The 16,627-nt window shown below is 45.5% G+C and carries 22 protein-coding genes and 1 tRNA gene; 16 read left to right on the forward strand and 7 right to left on the reverse strand.

What is annotated here, in order from left to right:
- Positions 1-43: 43 nt before the first annotated feature.
- From pstC to pstB (G9F48_RS12405), 4 genes are read left to right on the forward strand one after another with little or no spacing between them, the layout of a single operon-like run.
- Positions 44-973: a phosphate ABC transporter permease subunit PstC gene (gene pstC, locus G9F48_RS12390; RefSeq protein WP_103526753.1), complete on the forward strand. Its 930-nt coding sequence runs from the start codon at positions 44-46 to the stop codon at positions 971-973.
- On the forward strand, positions 973-1,857 hold the full coding sequence (pstA, locus tag G9F48_RS12395) for a phosphate ABC transporter permease PstA (protein WP_165409556.1): 885 nt from the start codon (positions 973-975) through the stop codon (positions 1,855-1,857). Before pstC ends, pstA begins: the two co-directional genes overlap by 1 nt.
- 18 nt (positions 1,858-1,875) lie before the next feature.
- Entirely contained in the window at positions 1,876-2,682 is an 807-nt protein-coding gene (gene pstB / locus G9F48_RS12400) for a phosphate ABC transporter ATP-binding protein PstB (protein WP_165409557.1), read from the forward strand.
- A gap of 11 nt (positions 2,683-2,693) precedes the next feature.
- Positions 2,694-3,476, forward strand: coding sequence for a phosphate ABC transporter ATP-binding protein PstB (gene pstB, locus G9F48_RS12405; protein WP_165409558.1), 783 nt, complete (start codon positions 2,694-2,696; stop codon positions 3,474-3,476).
- 97 nt (positions 3,477-3,573) lie between these two features.
- On the opposite strand, the gene G9F48_RS12410 is transcribed toward pstB (G9F48_RS12405), so the two are convergent.
- Positions 3,574-4,038, reverse strand: coding sequence for an endolytic transglycosylase MltG (locus G9F48_RS12410; RefSeq protein WP_003153042.1), 465 nt, complete (start codon positions 4,036-4,038; stop codon positions 3,574-3,576).
- On the reverse strand, positions 4,035-4,388 hold the full coding sequence (locus G9F48_RS12415) for a hypothetical protein (protein ID WP_003153047.1): 354 nt from the start codon (positions 4,386-4,388) through the stop codon (positions 4,035-4,037). Before G9F48_RS12415 ends, G9F48_RS12410 begins: the two co-directional genes overlap by 4 nt.
- Positions 4,389-4,735: 347 nt before the next feature.
- Here G9F48_RS12415 and rpmG point away from each other — a divergent pair, with 347 nt between their 5' ends.
- The 3 genes from rpmG (at position 4,736) to G9F48_RS12430 (ending at position 5,762) form a co-directional block, all read left to right on the forward strand.
- The gene (gene rpmG / locus G9F48_RS12420; RefSeq protein WP_003153056.1) at positions 4,736-4,885 is read left to right on the forward strand and encodes a 50S ribosomal protein L33; all 150 of its coding nucleotides are present in this window, start codon (positions 4,736-4,738) and stop codon (positions 4,883-4,885) included.
- Positions 4,886-4,963: 78 nt separating this feature from the next.
- Positions 4,964-5,518 carry a 5-formyltetrahydrofolate cyclo-ligase gene (locus tag G9F48_RS12425; protein ID WP_156735557.1) on the forward strand — a complete coding sequence of 185 codons (555 nt, stop codon included), beginning with the start codon at positions 4,964-4,966 and terminating at the stop codon, positions 5,516-5,518.
- Positions 5,519-5,588: 70 nt separating this feature from the next.
- On the forward strand, positions 5,589-5,762 hold the full coding sequence (locus G9F48_RS12430; protein WP_003153061.1) for a hypothetical protein: 174 nt from the start codon (positions 5,589-5,591) through the stop codon (positions 5,760-5,762).
- Positions 5,763-5,838: 76 nt separating this feature from the next.
- On the opposite strand, the gene nhaC is transcribed toward G9F48_RS12430, so the two are convergent.
- Positions 5,839-7,203, reverse strand: a complete 1,365-nt coding sequence (gene nhaC / locus G9F48_RS12435) for a Na+/H+ antiporter NhaC (protein ID WP_165409559.1) — start codon at positions 7,201-7,203, stop codon at positions 5,839-5,841.
- A gap of 197 nt (positions 7,204-7,400) precedes the next feature.
- On the opposite strand from nhaC, the gene G9F48_RS12440 reads away from it, so the two are divergent.
- The 5 genes from G9F48_RS12440 (at position 7,401) to G9F48_RS12460 (ending at position 11,248) form a co-directional block, all read left to right on the forward strand.
- Positions 7,401-7,610 (forward strand): YqgQ family protein, encoded by a 210-nt coding sequence (locus G9F48_RS12440; RefSeq protein ID WP_007408313.1) that lies wholly within the window; start codon positions 7,401-7,403, stop codon positions 7,608-7,610.
- 35 nt (positions 7,611-7,645) lie between these two features.
- Positions 7,646-8,608 (forward strand): glucose kinase GlcK, encoded by a 963-nt coding sequence (gene glcK, locus G9F48_RS12445; protein ID WP_017418148.1) that lies wholly within the window; start codon positions 7,646-7,648, stop codon positions 8,606-8,608.
- Positions 8,609-8,690: 82 nt separating this feature from the next.
- A complete protein-coding gene (locus G9F48_RS12450) occupies positions 8,691-9,818 on the forward strand; it encodes a M14 family metallopeptidase (protein ID WP_165409560.1) in 1,128 nt (375 codons plus the stop codon).
- Between the two features lie 72 nt (positions 9,819-9,890).
- Positions 9,891-10,928, forward strand: coding sequence for a YqgU-like beta propeller domain-containing protein (locus G9F48_RS12455; RefSeq protein ID WP_165409561.1), 1,038 nt, complete (start codon positions 9,891-9,893; stop codon positions 10,926-10,928).
- Between the two features lie 5 nt (positions 10,929-10,933).
- Complete coding sequence (locus G9F48_RS12460) at positions 10,934-11,248, forward strand: MTH1187 family thiamine-binding protein (protein WP_003153073.1); 315 nt, start codon at positions 10,934-10,936, stop codon at positions 11,246-11,248.
- Positions 11,249-11,280: 32 nt separating this feature from the next.
- On the opposite strand, the gene G9F48_RS12465 is transcribed toward G9F48_RS12460, so the two are convergent.
- On the reverse strand, positions 11,281-11,454 hold the full coding sequence (locus G9F48_RS12465) for a DUF2759 domain-containing protein (protein ID WP_165409562.1): 174 nt from the start codon (positions 11,452-11,454) through the stop codon (positions 11,281-11,283).
- A 154-nt stretch (positions 11,455-11,608) separates the two neighbouring features.
- Between G9F48_RS12465 and G9F48_RS12470 the strand changes: the two genes are divergently transcribed.
- A complete protein-coding gene (locus tag G9F48_RS12470; RefSeq protein WP_003153077.1) occupies positions 11,609-12,247 on the forward strand; it encodes an MBL fold metallo-hydrolase in 639 nt (212 codons plus the stop codon).
- A gap of 40 nt (positions 12,248-12,287) precedes the next feature.
- Here G9F48_RS12470 and G9F48_RS12475 read toward each other — a convergent pair whose 3' ends face one another.
- Entirely contained in the window at positions 12,288-12,533 is a 246-nt protein-coding gene (locus tag G9F48_RS12475) for a DUF2626 domain-containing protein (RefSeq protein ID WP_003153078.1), read from the reverse strand.
- Positions 12,534-12,769: 236 nt separating this feature from the next.
- On the opposite strand from G9F48_RS12475, the gene G9F48_RS12480 reads away from it, so the two are divergent.
- Entirely contained in the window at positions 12,770-13,150 is a 381-nt protein-coding gene (locus G9F48_RS12480; RefSeq protein ID WP_003153079.1) for a Spx/MgsR family RNA polymerase-binding regulatory protein, read from the forward strand.
- 63 nt (positions 13,151-13,213) lie between these two features.
- Here the strand turns inward: G9F48_RS12480 and G9F48_RS12485 are convergent.
- Positions 13,214-13,284 (reverse strand) — tRNA-Gln (locus G9F48_RS12485).
- A 71-nt stretch (positions 13,285-13,355) separates the two neighbouring features.
- Between G9F48_RS12485 and G9F48_RS12490 the strand changes: the two genes are divergently transcribed.
- Positions 13,356-14,186 (forward strand): STAS domain-containing protein, encoded by an 831-nt coding sequence (locus G9F48_RS12490; protein ID WP_070082115.1) that lies wholly within the window; start codon positions 13,356-13,358, stop codon positions 14,184-14,186.
- Positions 14,187-14,223: 37 nt separating this feature from the next.
- Here G9F48_RS12490 and G9F48_RS12495 read toward each other — a convergent pair whose 3' ends face one another.
- Positions 14,224-15,525, reverse strand: coding sequence for a hemolysin family protein (locus G9F48_RS12495; RefSeq protein ID WP_165409563.1), 1,302 nt, complete (start codon positions 15,523-15,525; stop codon positions 14,224-14,226).
- Positions 15,526-15,670: 145 nt separating this feature from the next.
- Between G9F48_RS12495 and G9F48_RS12500 the strand changes: the two genes are divergently transcribed.
- Complete coding sequence (locus tag G9F48_RS12500; RefSeq protein WP_003153082.1) at positions 15,671-16,621, forward strand: magnesium transporter CorA family protein; 951 nt, start codon at positions 15,671-15,673, stop codon at positions 16,619-16,621.
- The last annotated feature ends 6 nt before the right edge of the window (positions 16,622-16,627 follow it).

Raw genomic sequence — 16,627 nt, forward strand, 5'->3', positions numbered from 1 at the left:
GGGCGGGCTCCCCGCCTCTTCTTCTTTATAGGAGTGTAAACAAATGATAAATCACAGAGAAAAAGAGTCTGTAAGCGAACGCTTAATATGCTCAAAACAAAACAGGCAATTGGATGAAGTCCGCGGAAGGGTGATTGTGTCTGTGTGTGCCGCGATTATCATTGCGGCATCAGCGGCGATCACAATTTTCCTCGGCATAAAGGGGCTGCAATCTTTTTTTGTAAATGGTGTAAGCCCGATTGAGTTCTTAACAAGTCTGAATTGGAATCCAACCCAGGCAAAACCTGAGTTCGGCGCGCTGCCTTTTATTTTCGGATCATTTGCGGTCACGGTTCTGTCCGCTCTGATCGCAGCGCCCCTCGGTATTGCGGGTGCCGTGTTTATGACGGAAATTGCGCCGACTTGGGGAAAGAAGGTGCTGCAGCCGGTAATTGAGCTGCTTGTCGGCATTCCGTCCGTCGTTTATGGATTCATAGGTCTTACAGTATTGGTTCCGTTTATCGGCTCTTTTAAATCAAGCGGAACGGGTCACAGCCTTCTGGCGGGGACGATCGTACTCTCGGTAATGATTCTGCCGACTGTTACATCGATTTCCGCTGATGCGCTTGCGTCACTTCCGAAACACCTTCGCGACGGTTCATATGCGCTTGGTGCGACGAGGTGGCAGACAATCAGAAAGGTGCTTATCCCGGCGGCGTTTCCGACATTGCTGACCGCTGTCGTGCTCGGGATGGCAAGAGCGTTCGGAGAAGCACTCGCCGTACAGATGGTTATCGGAAATACAAAGCTTCTGCCGGAAAGCCTGCTTGATACGGCGGGAACATTAACGACGATTATCACGTTAAACATGGGCCATACCACATACGGCAGTATTGAAAATAATACGTTATGGTCTATGGGGCTTGTTCTTCTCATCATGTCGTTTCTGTTTATATTGCTCATACGCTACTTGTCATCTAGGAGGAAAGTGTAATGAACCGGAAAATAACGGATAAATTGGCCACCTGTGTATTCGGGTTATGCGCCGCTGTAATCGCGGCGATTTTGGCAGGATTGTTTTTGTACATTCTTATTCACGGCGTCTCTGAAATCTCCTTGCATTTTCTTACGTCAAAATCGAGCGCCATTGCCTCAGGCGGCGGAATACGGGATCAGCTTTTTAACTCCTTTTACATTCTGTTTATCACCATGCTGATCACGATACCGCTTGGTGTGGGGGGCGGCGTCTTTATGGCTGAATATGCGCCCCGAAATAAAATCACCGATTTTATCAGAACGTGTATTGAGGTGCTGTCTTCGCTTCCGTCCATTGTCATCGGGATGTTCGGCATGCTGATGTTTGTAAACTTGACCGGATGGGGCTACACGATTATCGGGGGCGCGCTCGCATTAACGGTCTTTAACCTTCCCGTTATGGTCCGGGTGACAGAAGGCGCGCTCACTGCAGTCCCTAAGGAGCTGAAAGAAGCTTCTCTCGCTTTAGGCGTATCGAGATGGCATACCGTCAAAACGGTGCTGATTCCGAGTGCGATTCCTTCAATTTTAACCGGAGCCATTCTGGCATCAGGAAGAGTATTCGGAGAAGCGGCCGCATTGTTATTTACAGCTGGGCTGACAACGCCGCGGCTGAACTTTACGGATTTGAACCCGTTTTCTGAATCATCTCCTTTCAACATTTTCAGGCCGGCTGAGACGCTGGCGGTTCATATATGGAGTGTCAATACGCAGGGAATTATCCCTGACGCCGAAGCGATTGCAAACGGCGGCTCGGCGGTGCTGGTGATTTCGGTTCTCTTGTTTAACCTTTGTGCGAGATGGCTCGGGTCTGTCATTTATAAAAAGCTTACGGCAAATTAATCGGAAAGAGGCGAAAACATGATTGATCACATCATCAGGGAACAAGCGGAACAGACAAAGCGTTTGCCGGAGTCTTCGATTTTGGAAGTGAAGCATTTATCAATTTATTACGGTGACAAACAAGCGGTAAAAGGTGTAAACATGAATATTGAAAAACATGCGGTGACGGCTCTGATCGGTCCGTCCGGCTGCGGGAAATCAACATTTTTGAGACAGATTAACAGAATGAACGATGCCATTGCTTCGGCAAGAAGCGAGGGAGAGATCCTTTATGAAGGGCTGAATATTTTGGGTGAAGCGATTAATGTCGTGTCTCTCAGAAGGGAGATCGGTATGGTGTTTCAAAAACCGAATCCGTTCCCGAAATCCATTTACAATAACATCACACATGCGCTGAAGTATGCAGGGGAACGCAGGAAAGCCGTTTTGGATGATGCGGTCGAGGAAAGCTTAACGAAGGCGGCGCTTTGGGATGAAGTCAAAGACCGGCTTCATTCATCAGCTCTGTCGTTATCAGGCGGCCAGCAGCAGCGCCTTTGTATCGCCCGTACGCTTGCGATGAAACCTGCCGTGCTTCTTTTAGATGAACCGGCATCCGCTCTGGACCCTATTTCAAACGCCAGAATCGAGACGCTTTTGACAGAACTGAAAAAAGATTATTCGATTATTATCGTTACGCATAACATGCAGCAGGCGCTGAGGGTGTCTGACCGAACGGCTTTCTTTTTAAACGGGGAAGTGGTGGAATACGGGCAGACAGAACAAATTTTCACGAGTCCTAAAGCGCAAAAGACAGATGACTACATTAACGGAAAGTTCGGATAGGGGGAAGGACTGTGAGTCTTGTGAAGGAAGCGGTGCACACACAGAATTTATTTGATATTCACGGCATGAACGTATGGTACGGAGCCCATCAGGCTTTAAAAGAGATTACGATCGGTTTTGAGGAGCGGAAGGTAACTGCGATCATCGGTCCGTCCGGCTGCGGGAAATCCACTTTTATTAAAACATTAAATTTAATGCTGCAAATGGATCCGAATGTCAAAGTGACAGGCGACATGATCTATAACGGGCGCAATCTGCTGAAGGAAAAGACGGATGCGGCAGAATTAAGAAAACAGATCGGTATGGTGTTTCAAAAAGGCAATCCGTTTCCCCAGTCAATATTTGAGAATGTCGTGTACGGTCCGAGAATTCACGGCGAAAAAAATAAAAAGAAACTGCTTGAAATCGCTGAGGAATCTTTAAAAGCAGCTGCGCTCTGGGATGAAGTGAAGGATCGCCTTCACCAGCAGGCGCTTTCACTGTCAGGCGGTCAGCAGCAGCGCCTGTGCATCGCAAGGGCGCTCGCCACCAAACCGGACGTCCTTCTGATGGATGAACCGACGTCCGCTCTTGATCCCGTGTCCACGCGGAAAATAGAAGAGCTGATTTTGACATTGAAAGAAAAGTATACAATCGTCATTGTGACTCATAACATGCAGCAGGCTGCGAGGGTCTCTGATCAAACCGCGTTTTTCTATATGGGCGAACTGGTGGAGTGGGGCGATACAGGCAAAATATTTTCTCAGCCGGATCATCAAAAAACACATGATTATATCACCGGAAAATTCGGATAAAAAAAAGGGCCCGGCCATTGACCGGGTCCTTTTTATATGCCTATTAAAAAAGCCTGCCGGCCGTATCCATCTGAATGGACGATGCCTGCAAGCTTTTTTAGCGGGTTAATGTTTTGACGATTTTTTTAAAGCTCATATCTGAGTCGACTTTGAAATGGCCGGCGCGGATTTCTTTGTGGTAGCCTGCGTCAATGACGTAATCATTGAAGTCTTTCGCTGAAGGAATAATCCCTTCTTTTTCAAGAATGGATGACACATCAGCAGTGCTCATTCCGTCTTTAATCGTCAGTTTGTATGTTACTTTTTTCTTTTTAGCGTCTGTGTTTTGGTCGTTGTTTAATGATTTTTCTTTAGAATCAAGCAGTTTTTGATAGTCATCCCGGTTGACGGAGACTTTGTGCTGATCGTCGAGGTAGCTGTTTACTTCTTTTTCTGTCAATGCTGTTTTTTCGGTTTTAACGGCGGCTGCCTGGTCATGGTCAGTCAAATAGAAGACAGCGGCGAGAACGGCCGTCGCTAAAATCATGCCTGCTGCAAAAGCCTGAATGCCCCGTTTTGTCATACGAGCACCTTCTCATTATCTTTAATAATGGTATTGACGTCCTCGACAGACACGTGCTCCGCTTTTGCGATGGCTTCCGCAGACATTCCGTTGTTATATTTTGAAATGATTTGTTTGGCGATTTTTTGGTTAATGCCGCTGCTTTTGGCTTTGCGGATCACGAGGTTGGTTTCCAGCAATTCTTCTTCAAGCACCGTCATTTTCTTTTTCAACTTGTAAATTTCCTGCATGGCGGAAAGCTGAAGCGTTTCTAGCTCCTGTTCCACGTCTTTCATCGGATCTCTTTGAGAATATGAGAATGCAATAAGCGCTATACTGACGATAAACAACGCAATAATAGCAATTTCCACGTTTCATCACCTTCTATTATTAATTTGCCCTTCTTTTTTATACCATAAAACGCCGCCATTCTAAAGGAAATAGAGAAAAAAACGGAATTTTGTCGGAAAATCTTTTTTACTCGGGGAGCAAACGGTTATTTCTCTATAGATTTCGTATCGGAAAGCCCTTTTTTGTCCTGTTTCGTCATATTTTGCCTTCTTCTGACGCAAGCTCATTCAGAGGATCAGAAGCGTAAACTGATGTTTTCTGCACTTAAACAACATTTCATGTAAATCAGCTCTAGCATTCCGTCCATTATAGTGGTATTATATATAAGTCTGAATAAGTAAATGATATTTAGTTTGGAGGGAAAATAATGCGCGTTAATATTACTTTGGCTTGCACTGAATGTGGTGAGCGTAACTATATTTCTAAAAAGAACAAACGCAACAATCCGGACCGCGTTGAATTTAAAAAATATTGCCCACGTGATAAAAAATCTACGTTACACCGTGAAACAAAATAAGCTGTTTAACACAGCGGAAAAAGCTGGAGCTTTCAATAAAGTTCTGGCTTTTTTGTCTTTCAGGGAGGTTTGAGAAACGTGAAAGCACAAATCAGAACCGATATAAAAGCAAAGCTTTCTGACATGACAGAAAGTGAATGGGAGAAAAAATGCTGCAGCATGCGTGAAACGCTGTTTTCTTTAAAAGAATGGAAACAGGCCCGCGTGATCGCCGTTACCATCTCGACACGCCTGGAAATTCCGACACGGCCGATTATTGAACAGGCCTGGAAAGAGAAAAAACAAGTCTGTATCCCAAAATGCTTTCCGCAGACGGGAGCAATGGAGTTCCGTACATTTTCTGCGTATGATCAGCTGGAAACCGTATATGCGGGCCTCAGTGAACCGATCGGGAGTCTGACGGAAAAAGCCGCCCAAAATGACATTGACCTTGTAATTGTGCCCGGCGTGGCTTTTGACCGGGAAGGCTTCAGAATCGGATACGGCGGAGGATATTATGATCGGTACCTGTCCGGTTATAAAGGCCGTACCGTGTCGCTTCTCTTTGACTGCCAGCTGACAGACCGTATTCCCCGCATGCCCCACGATATTCCGGTCGATATGATCGTGACTGAATCTGAAACCATCGCTTAATCGCATAAAAAACTTTTTGCACCGGAATAATTCTCGCTGTTTGACAAACGATAGGGGCAGGAGGGATAAGATGAAAAAATTGTTGATCTACTCATTATGCGCCGTATCTGTTTTAGCCGTTTACCAAAACCGCTACCGTCTGATGAACAGCGTGCTCAGCCAGCCGGGGATCAGACGGACATTCATTCATTTCTTTTTAAAAATACCGTTTATCAGAAACAAATTCATTCAGCAGGCATTTTAAACAAATCCCGTTTTTTCAGCGGGATTTTTTGCATAAGAAAACCTGCCGGTAAAAAACGGCAGGTTTTCTCGTATTGTCAGCTTTTTTTCAGGAAACCGAGCAGAATTGAGATCATAGGAGAAATGTACAGGAAAAAGGTAAACGGCAGGTAGTCGATGACGGAAATCCCTAATGCGCTTGCCATAAAAGCGCCGCTTACTCCCCAGGGAATCAGCGGGTTGATCAATGTTCCGCCGTCCTCAAGCGACCGCGCAAGGTGAATCCGCTTAATGCTGAGCTTGTCATATAAAGGTTTATAAGATTGACCCGGAATTAAGATCGACAAATACTGCTCACCTGTCGCAAGGTTTACGCCTATACTTGAGAAGACGGTCGCCATGACAAGACGTCCTTTTGTATGCACGCCTTTTATCAATCCTTGAAGCAGCGCCGCGATCAGGCCCGTTTTTTCCATCAGGCCGCCGAGCGCAAAGGCGATCATGATCAGAGAGACTGATCCCATCATCGATTGGAGCCCGCCTCTGTTGATAATGCTGGCCACAGCCTGGTCGCCGGTTTTAAACGCCGTCCCGCTTTGCAGGGCGGATATAAATCCTTGAATGCTGCTGTCAGGAATAAAAACAGCAGTCAGAAGCCCTGCGGAAATAATACCGGCGGTAAGCACCGGAATCACGGAAACCCGTCTCACAGCTAAAATGATCACCAACAGAGGTGAAAGAAGCGACCAAGGCGTAACGTGCACGGCTTCTTTTATTCCGGAAATGACCGCCTCAATATTTTGCGTTGAAGCGGCATTTATTGAAACAGATGAACCGAGAATATAAAAAAGAACGATCGTGATCAGCAGTGCCGGAACGGTGGTGCCCATCATATGGCGAATATGCTTAAAAATCGGAATTTCGCCGATTCCGGCGGCAAAATTCGTCGTGTCGGACATCGGTGACATTTTATCACCGAAACAAGCCCCGCAAATGACTGCTCCCGCCGTCCATTCGAGCGGAACTCCCGCCGCGCTTGCTACCCCTAACAGCGCGACGCCGATTGTACTGACAGTTGTCAGACTTGAGCCGACAAGCGTGCTGATAATCATGCAGGAAAATAATGCGGTCAAAAGCAGCTGACTCGGCTGTATAATTGACAAAGCGTAAACGGTGACGGTGGGAATGGCGCCGCTGTACATCCAGGCGCCGATCAGCACACCGATCAAAGCCAGCACGATAATCGGCTGCACACCGTTTTTCAATCCGCTGACAATTCCTTTCTCAAGACTGTCCCACGAGAAACCGAGCCATAAACCTGCCAGAGACAGAATAATGACGCAAAAGAACAGCGGCATATGCGGCTCTGTATGAAAGAAAAACAGGCAGGAAATGATGACTGCTAACATCAAGACAAATAAACTGATGGCTGAGATGAACGTCAGCCTTTTTTCTTGTTTCAAAACAACACCCCATCAAACTTTAATCCTTTTGTGCTTTTGGGCACGAAAGTATTGTAACAGAAAAACGCATAAATGAGTGTTTTTTTACAATTGTGAATATACAATTTATGAAAATAATACAAGGATATTTTCTCCAATCGTTTTTTGCTTGACGCCCGGATCAGAGATGAAATACGCTTATACTAAGAAGAATAGAAATGGTGAAGAAGATGAATTCATTTTATGACGTGCAGCAGCTGTTTAAGTCATTCGGACATATCGTTTATTTCGGTGACAGACAAGCCGAAATTGACTTTATGAAAGATGAATTAAAGGAAATGTACTTGTCAAACGTGATTGAAAGAGAATTATGGCAAAAAGCCGCCGGAGTTCTTCAGAGAGAATCGGAGCGGATTAAAGGCAGATAACACAGCAGGATTTTAAATAAGAAAAGGAGATTATTATGGAAGATACATGGTTTGCGGGGATTGATCTTGGCGGAACAACCATCAAGCTGGCCTTTATCAACATGTACGGTGAAATTCAGCATAAATGGGAAGTTCCGACCGATAAATCAGGAAACACAATTACGGTCACGATCGCCAAAGCGCTTGATCAGAAGCTGGAAGAACTGAACAAGCCGAAACGGATTGTAAAATGGATCGGAATGGGAGCGCCCGGACCCGTGGAAATGGCGACAGGAATGGTCTATGAGACGACAAATATGGGGTGGAAAAACTATCCGCTGAAAGACCATCTCGAGGCGGAAACGGGTATTCCGGCCGTCATTGAAAACGATGCCAATATCGCAGCGCTCGGAGAAATGTGGAAGGGTGCAGGTGACGGGGCCAAAGATGTCATTTTAGTGACGCTCGGAACCGGAGTCGGCGGAGGCATTATCGTCAACGGAGAAATCGTTCACGGTAAAAACGGGGCCGGCGGAGAAATCGGTCATATTTGCAGTATTCCGGAAGGAGGAGCTCCGTGCAATTGCGGAAAATCCGGCTGCATCGAAACGATTGCGTCCGCAACCGGCATCGTCCGCATCGCGAAAGAAAAGCTTGCGGCGGTTTCCGACTCTTCGCTCTTACAAGTGCGCGATCTGACGGCACGTGACGTGTTCGAAGCGGCTAAACAGCAGGATAAGACCGCGCTTGAAGTCGTCGATTATGTCGCAAAACATTTAGGCCTCGTGCTCGGAAATCTGGCAAGCGCCATGAATCCGACAAAAATCGTGCTCGGCGGAGGCGTGTCTAAAGCGGGTGAAATCCTGCGGTCAAAAGTGGAAGAGACCTTCAAAATCACCGCGTTCCCGCGTTCTGCGGAAGCGGCCGATATTTCGATTGCGGCACTTGGAAATGATGCCGGAGTCATCGGCGGGGCGTGGATTGCCAAAAATGAATGGCTCAAACATCAAAACTGCTGAAGAAAGTCTGCCTGCCCATATCGCGGGCAGCTTTCTTTTTTTATCTCCCCTGTCATATAGTTTTTAAAAAAGGGGGATGAACATGGCGGGAATTCGTGTCAAACCTGAATTGAAACAGCATATGAAAGATATTGCAAAGGTGCTTTCAATTGATGAAAAACTGTTGAAAGCCGCTGATAAAACGGCGGAAAGCGATGAATTATTTTGTCCCGGCTTTGCCGTGAGCGGGCAGTCAGAGGGTCCGCCGCTTGAGACGCTGAGCGGGCTTTCGCGATACATCCGGCACTGTGAAAGCGTTCTTTCCGCTGATCAATGGCTGAAGGAAGAAAAGGTGTACGGCTCCCAATCGGTTTATGAAGAAATTGAGAAAATAACGGATGTCTTTCCGTTTGTCACATGCCGTAAAATCGGCAGTTCCGTATTGGGAAAGCCGCTTTATGAGCTGAAAATAGGTGCGGATACGGCCGAAAGAAAAGTCCATGTAAACGCCTCATTTCATGCCAATGAATGGATCACCACCTCGGTCGCGCTTAAATGGTGTAAAGAATATTGCGCGGCATTATGCGAAAATAAAACCGTTTTCGGGCACTCTGCGCTTGATATATTCAGCCGGACATCATTGTCATTCGTTCCGCTCGTAAATCCCGACGGGGTTGATCTCGTACTTTACGGGTGTGAAGATTTATCAGAAAAAAATGAATTTCTCAACGAATTAAATGAGCACCGCCCGGATTTCCGCGAATGGAAGGCGAATATAAACGGTGTGGATTTAAATAAACATTTCCCATCCAATTGGGATATTGAACAAAGGCGCAAACCGAAAGCCCCTTCATACCGTGATTTTCCGGGAACGGCGCCGCTCACTGAACCGGAGGCGCAGGCGATGCATCGGCTGATAACGGATCAGCCGCCTGACCGGCTGATCGCGCTTCATACGCAGGGAGAAGAGATTTATTGGGGATACGAAGGATGTGAACCGGAGCAATCATCTCAGATGATTCGGGAGTTGGAAGCGATAAGCGGAAACCGCTATCAAGGCGTTAAAACCATTGACAGCCATGCCGGTTTTAGGGATTGGTTTATACAGCAGTATGGAAAAGAGGGCTATACCATTGAGCTCGGGAAGGGAAAAAACCCTTTGCCTTTTCATCAGTTTGCTGATATTTATCAAGCGACGGAAGGTATTTTGTGGAGGTCGCTTGTTTTTTGAGACATCTGTGAAATTTCTCATTTGTTTACATAAACAAATATGGGACAATAGAAAAGAATGGAGGGAAGGCTGATGAGATACTTGGTTTGTGTTCTGCTGTCCGCATTCGTTCTGTGTTTAGCGGCCTGTGAACCATCTCATCAGCAGCAAGACACAGGCGTTTCGGCAAAATCGGCAGAACAGAAAATCGTTCCGCTCAGTAAAAAGGAAGCGGAAAAAACGGAAGGATGGCTGGATAACAGAACAATTCTGTATACAGCACATCATCAGCTGATGAAATATGATCTTTTCAGCGGAAAATCCGAACGGCTCTATGAAACAAAGGGCAATATTGTCAATGTAAAGATCAGCCGGAAAAAACAGCTGATTCTCGTACAGGTGACAAGCAGCGGTCAGACTGAGCTTGTGCTTATAAACAAGCAGGGGAAAAGACTTTATCACAAAGCCTTTAACTCTTATGAGCTGGAGACGGCTTGGAATCCGTATGACCCGTATCAAATGATGATTACCGTTTTTACTGAAACATGGGACTTCACAGCCTATACGGCTGATATGAACAACGGCATTTTAAAAAAGAGTCCCGTTCAGGCCCCTTTTGTCCATTGGACCTCCACTGATGAATTCCAATATATCAAGCAAGGAAAAACGGAGGAAGAGGGTCCTTTATATTCTTATGACTTGCAGACGAAAAAAGAAAAAAGAGTGCTTCATCACGTCATCTGGACTGATTCCCGCCCGGGCATGACGATTGCCGTCAGACAAACGGATCAATCGGACGGAGACGGCGAGTTCCTTTTCCAAAAGCCGGCATCCGTGACACACCGCTTTCCTCTCCAAAAAAAGTATGAGAGCTTTGCGCCGATGGAATATGATTACGATCAGACACACAAGCGGTTTTACATATTTAAGCCTGAAGGCCGCTCTTACAATCTGATCAGCTTTGACTTAGGAGACGAACGGGAGCGGACGGTGCTCAAAAACACGGAAATGGAGCCGATTCAGATCTCTCCGAACGGGGAATACGCTTTATACGGCTTTACGTATGACCGTCTGATTTCACTGAAAACAGGCATGACAGAACCAATCATAACAAATGAAAAAGGAGTTTGAACCAAATGGCAATTGCAGATGTCACAATCATTCCGATCGGAACAAAAACACCGAGCGTCAGTGAGTATGTAGCGGATGTGCAAAACATTTTGGAGGGTTACAAAGCTGCCGGCAAAATCAAATTTCAGCTCACGCCGATGAACACGTTGATTGAAGGTGAGCTGAGCGACTTATTCGCAGTCATTCAGGACATTCACGAAGCCCCGTTCCAAAAAGGGCTGCACAGAGTGGCGACAAATATCCGCATTGATGACAGACGTGATAAAGAAACGACGCTGGAGAGCAAAATCAAAAGTGTCAGCAAACATTTGCAGCAATAAAAAATAAGCCTGTATCCATTGGATACAGGCTTTTAATGTGCAGTCGGATAGCCGCTGGTTACAATGGTCATTACGGTAAACCAGCCAAACACACCCAGGGTGGCGGCGGCTAACAAAAATCCCAGGATATTTCTCTGTCTGACAGCCCGCAGGACTCCTAATACAGCTAATAATGCGACAAGGCCGAAGATTACAACAAGTAACATCATGCTCCTCCTTTGTCATTGGAACCTGAAAATCTTTCCATTTTATTTTAACCGTTTTCATTTTGTTTGTCGATAGCGTTTTCCCGGCCGCATTCATTGAATCTTCCGCAGAAAACCTTCATAATAAGGGCATATACATAAAGAGGTGATGAAAGTGAAATGGAGACGAATGCCGGCCGGTCCGATTCAGGCAAACGCGTATTTTCTTGTCAGTGAGGATCAGTCCTGTCTTATTTTTGATCCGGGCGGGGAAGCGGACAAAATCAACAATTACATAAAAGAAAACAATCTGAAGCCGCTGGCCATCTTACTGACGCACGCCCATTTTGACCATATCGGCGCACTTGACGAAGTAAGAGACAGATGGGATGTTCCCGTCTATCTTCACAAAAATGAAGAAAAGTGGCTGGAGGACTCTTCCTTAAACGGATCAGGCATATTGCGGGGCATTGCCGTAACAGCACGGCCCGCCGAACGGCTCATCGAAGGCGACGGCATTTTGGACATCGGGCCTTTCCATTTGGAGACATTGTTTACGCCGGGACATTCACCGGGAAGCGTTTCTTATTATGTGAAGGACGCGGATCTGGTGATTTCAGGTGACGTGCTCTTTCAGGGAGGCATCGGCCGAACTGATTTACACGGCGGAAGTCAGGACGTATTGCTTGATTCCATTCATCAAAAACTGCTCACGCTTCCCGGACATACACTTGTATTAAGCGGGCACGGGCCGGAAACGGACATCCAGACAGAGCAGGAGCGAAACCCGTTTATCAATGGTTTTTCACTGTAAATGAAAAAAGACAGACCATAATCGGTCTGTCTTTTTCTGTTCAATGGGTTCCGCCGCCCGGTGTCATAATAAAAATAGAGTAATATGTAAATCCGGCGAAAAATACGGTTAAGTAAGCTCCGAAAATATAAATATACATCCGCTCAGTCAGATTCAAATAAGAAAGAAATACGAAAAAGATCGTCTGTCCAAAAAACAAAAGAGAAGCGTCTTTCATGCCCCCTAGAAAAAACATGACTGCAAATATCCCCGTCCAAAATCCTAACACCCGGAACATGCGATTCATTCCTTATCCCCTCCCGAGAGTCTATCTGAAGTTTATTATAATAGATCGGCACTCAAAATGTAAACATTTTCATGATTATATTTATTGTGGAATTTATGTCTTTCCCTGTGTTTTATATCTTATGCCGCTCTCTAAAAAAGATCCGAAAAATCTTTTTGAAATACGTTTAGGGAAAAAAAGTTCAGGGTACTTATGTTAACAAAGAGACGGATTATCCGAGGGAGGAATTTTTAAAAATGAAAGAACTTATTTTTTATTCATACCCGAGCTGCACATCATGCCGAAAAACGAAACATTGGTTAAAAGCCCACAATGTTGACTTTCAAGAGCGCCATCTATTCAGGGAGACACCGACAATTGATGAATTGAAGCAGATCTTATCATTAACGACCGAAGGAATTGATGAAATATTGGCGACGAGAAGCCAAACATTTAAAAACCTCAACCTGAACATTGAAGAAATGACTGTAAATGAAGTGCTGAAGCTTTTGACTGAGAAGCCGAAACTGCTGCGGCGTCCGATTCTGATCGATCGCAATAAGCTCGTTATCGGATACAATCCGGGAGAACTGATGAAGCTGACGAAGAAAAAAACGGTACATCAATCTGTATCATAAGAGAAAAACGAAGATCCGCTGATCAAATTTATCAGCTAATCTTCGTTTTTTGCGGTTGCGCGACTGGGCTAGCTGGATTCGAACCAACGATCACGGAGTCAAAGTCCATTGCCTTACCGCTTGGCTATAGCCCATCAGATGTAATTACAGTATGTGCGTCCGGCGCCGATTTATACATACAAAGTAATTTGAATGGAGGAGACCCGTGAAACATTTGAATGAAACATTATCTCGAACCTTAATTGAAGAATCAGGTGAAATCACACGCCAGTGGCTGCTCATACCAAAATCGGGGCGGCCTTCAGATGATCAGAAAGCGGAAATGCAGCACCGTCTGTTAATTGAAATCGTTGCCGGCATTTTATCGGAAAAAGACGGCGGGGAAGAGGAGCTGACAAAGTGGGCGCTTCAGTTCGCAAGGGACCGGGCCGTCCATGAAGTACCGGTCTATGAAAGCGTCACGAGCTTTAAAGAATTCCGGAGATTGGTCTGGAACCGCATACAGACATGCTGTGAAACGATGTCTGAGAAGCCCGGGGCGAATGCGGTATTCCATTGGGGAGAGAAGCTGAACAAAGCAATTGACCATATGATTGAAGTATTTACAGAGGAATATTATAAAGTGACGGTTACACAATTAAACGCCCAAAAGGAAATGATTAACGAACTGAGCGCGCCGATTATGCCGATTGCCGACGGTATTGGAATTTTGCCGCTTGTCGGCGAAATTGATACCTACCGGGCAAAAATGATTTTGGAATCGGTGCTTGACCAATGTTCTTCACTCCGTCTTTCTTATTTATTTTTAGATATATCAGGAGTGCCGATTGTGGATACGATGGTCGCTTATCAGATTTTCAAAGTGATTGACAGCACAAAACTTCTTGGCATAGAAACGACAATCTCAGGCATCAGGCCGGAAATCGCGCAGACCGTCGTGAAGCTCGGCATCGATTTTTCTCAGGTGAAAACAGAGCAGAGTCTGGCGAAGGCGCTGGCAAAAAACGGATTTATCGTAAAAGAATCATTAAGATGATAAAAAGCTGAATGGCCGGGAGGGATTTCTCCCTCAGCTATTCAGCTTTGTCAGCTTCAATCGTCATGATATGATGGCTGTCGATTTCTTTTACCGTAAATGTGTAGCCTTCAAAATCAATGGTGCTCCCGGGCTTCGCGTCAATATGCTGAGTAAGAAACCAGCCCCCGAGTGTATCGACTTGATCAGCCGTAATCTCTGTTCCGAGTAAATCATTGACGTCACTGATCAGCAATTTGGCGTTCAGGAGATAGCGGTTCTTCCCAAGCTTTTGAACGGAAGGTGTTTCGTCCGTATCAAATTCGTCGCGGATTTCGCCGACGATCTCTTCAATGATATCTTCCGCCGTTACTAATCCCGCGGTTCCGCCGTACTCATCAATGAGAATGGCCATATGGGCGTGTTCCCGCTGCATTTTAACGAACAATTGATAAATCGGAATCGTCTCAATCACGTGGATCGCCGGCTGGATGTAAGGGCTGAGTTCGTGTTTTGTAAACGCCCCTCCTTCTGACAGGAATCTGAATAAAACTTCTTTAATATTGATGATGCCGACTACATGATCTTTATCTCCTTTTACTACGGGATACCGGGTATATTTATTTGTTTTGATAATGTCCCGGAGCATATGTCCCGATCCGCTGTCTAACGGCAGGCTCACCATTTCATTCCGGGGCACCATAATTTCTTTGGCAGTGCGCTTATCAAATGTAAAAATGTTATTTACGTAATGCAGCTCGCTTTTTTTGATCATGCCGCTTCGATAGCTTTCGGCAAGGAGCACCCGCAATTCCTCTTCCGTATAAGCCATTTCATGTTCGGAAGCAGGCTTCAAGCCGAACATGGCTGTAATCAGGCGGGCGGAATGATTGAGCAGCCAGATGAACGGAAACATTAACTTATAAAACAAAATCATCGGTCTGGCAGACAAAAGTGTAATCCGCTCGGCTTTTTGGATAGCAAAACTTTTCGGGGCGAGTTCGCCGATGACGACATTCACATATGTAACCAGCAGAAAGGCGATGATCAATGACAGTACTTGGGCAACCGCTTCGTGAACTCCGGTTTTTAAAAATAACGGCTGAAGCATTGCTTTGACTGTCGGTTCACCCAGCCAGCCGATCCCCAAAGCGGTGACGGTGATGCCCAATTGGCACGCCGATAAATATTCATCGAGGTGTGTAATGACATGCTTGGCTGCTTTTGCTCCTTTTACATTTTCCTCAATGAGCTGATTAATGCGGGAGCGCCTTGCTTTAACAATTGAAAACTCTATGGCGACAAAACACGCCGTTAATAAAATAAATAGTACGATGGCAGATAGTTTGATGATATACAATGTAACGCCTTCCGCGAAGGAAGGCTTGCACCTCCCTTTTTTCGGAATAATACCACTGTAGAAAGCTGCTCAAACATCGAACCTGGTTTAGCCTGCTTCATTTACGGTAATAAAACAAGAAAGCGATACTGGAGGATGACAAGAGATGAAGGTACATTCGGGAGCGGACTGGCTGTGGTACCAGCTCGGTCCGCATGAAAAAACGGAAGCGAAAAAAATGATCCATCACAATCACTGGCCGCAATGCGAAAAGTGGTTTGAACATGAAAATCATATAAACTTTCTGCGCTCAGATACAAATGATCAGAATAATGAAGCGGTTTTCGGATCTTTAATCTATCATCAAGGATTAGATGATGAAAAAAACCATACCGTATTTCACTTTTATATTACGAGAGACTTCTTTTTTACGATTAATTTTGATTTTTCGCTGCTGCGCGGTGTAAAAGAAAAGCATGCCACACAGCAGATTCAAACCTGTGAAAATCCGATTGAAGGCTTTTTTGTTCTGCTGGGAGAGCTGATGAATTCCTATCTGATCGGACTGGATGAATTTGAAGTCAAGCAGCGGACGCTGAAATGGCAGATTCATGATGACAACAGTAAAGGAATCTTGGAAAATGTGCATAAACTGCGCCATGAGCTGTTCATTTGGAAAGGTCTTACACTGGGAGCTAAAAAAGTGGAAATGGCTTTAAAAGAAGCGTTTCTCCCGAAAAATGACAGGCAGAAAGATTACCTCAGGGCTCATCATAAGATGGAAAGAGGGATTACATATATCAATGAGTTTGATCAGGAACTGAGCAATCTGCTGCACGCCGAGGAAGTCATTACCTCCCAAAGAGGAAATGAAATTGTGAAAGCCTTGACGATCTTTACAACTCTCTTTACACCGATGACCGCGCTTGGAGCTCTCTGGGGGATGAACTTTGATAACATGCCGGAGCTTCATTGGAAATATGCGTATATCTGTTCCATCGTGCTCATTATTGTATCAACCCTGCTGATTTATATTTATCTGCGGCAGAAAGGCTGGACAGGGGACATTTTGAGGGAGCATCAAAAAAAATATTTGCGGAAAGAAAAGAAACGCTAAGAAGAG

The sequence above is a fragment of the Bacillus sp. EKM420B genome (assembly GCF_011065565.1).
Lineage (GTDB): Bacteria > Bacillota > Bacilli > Bacillales > Bacillaceae > Bacillus > Bacillus velezensis.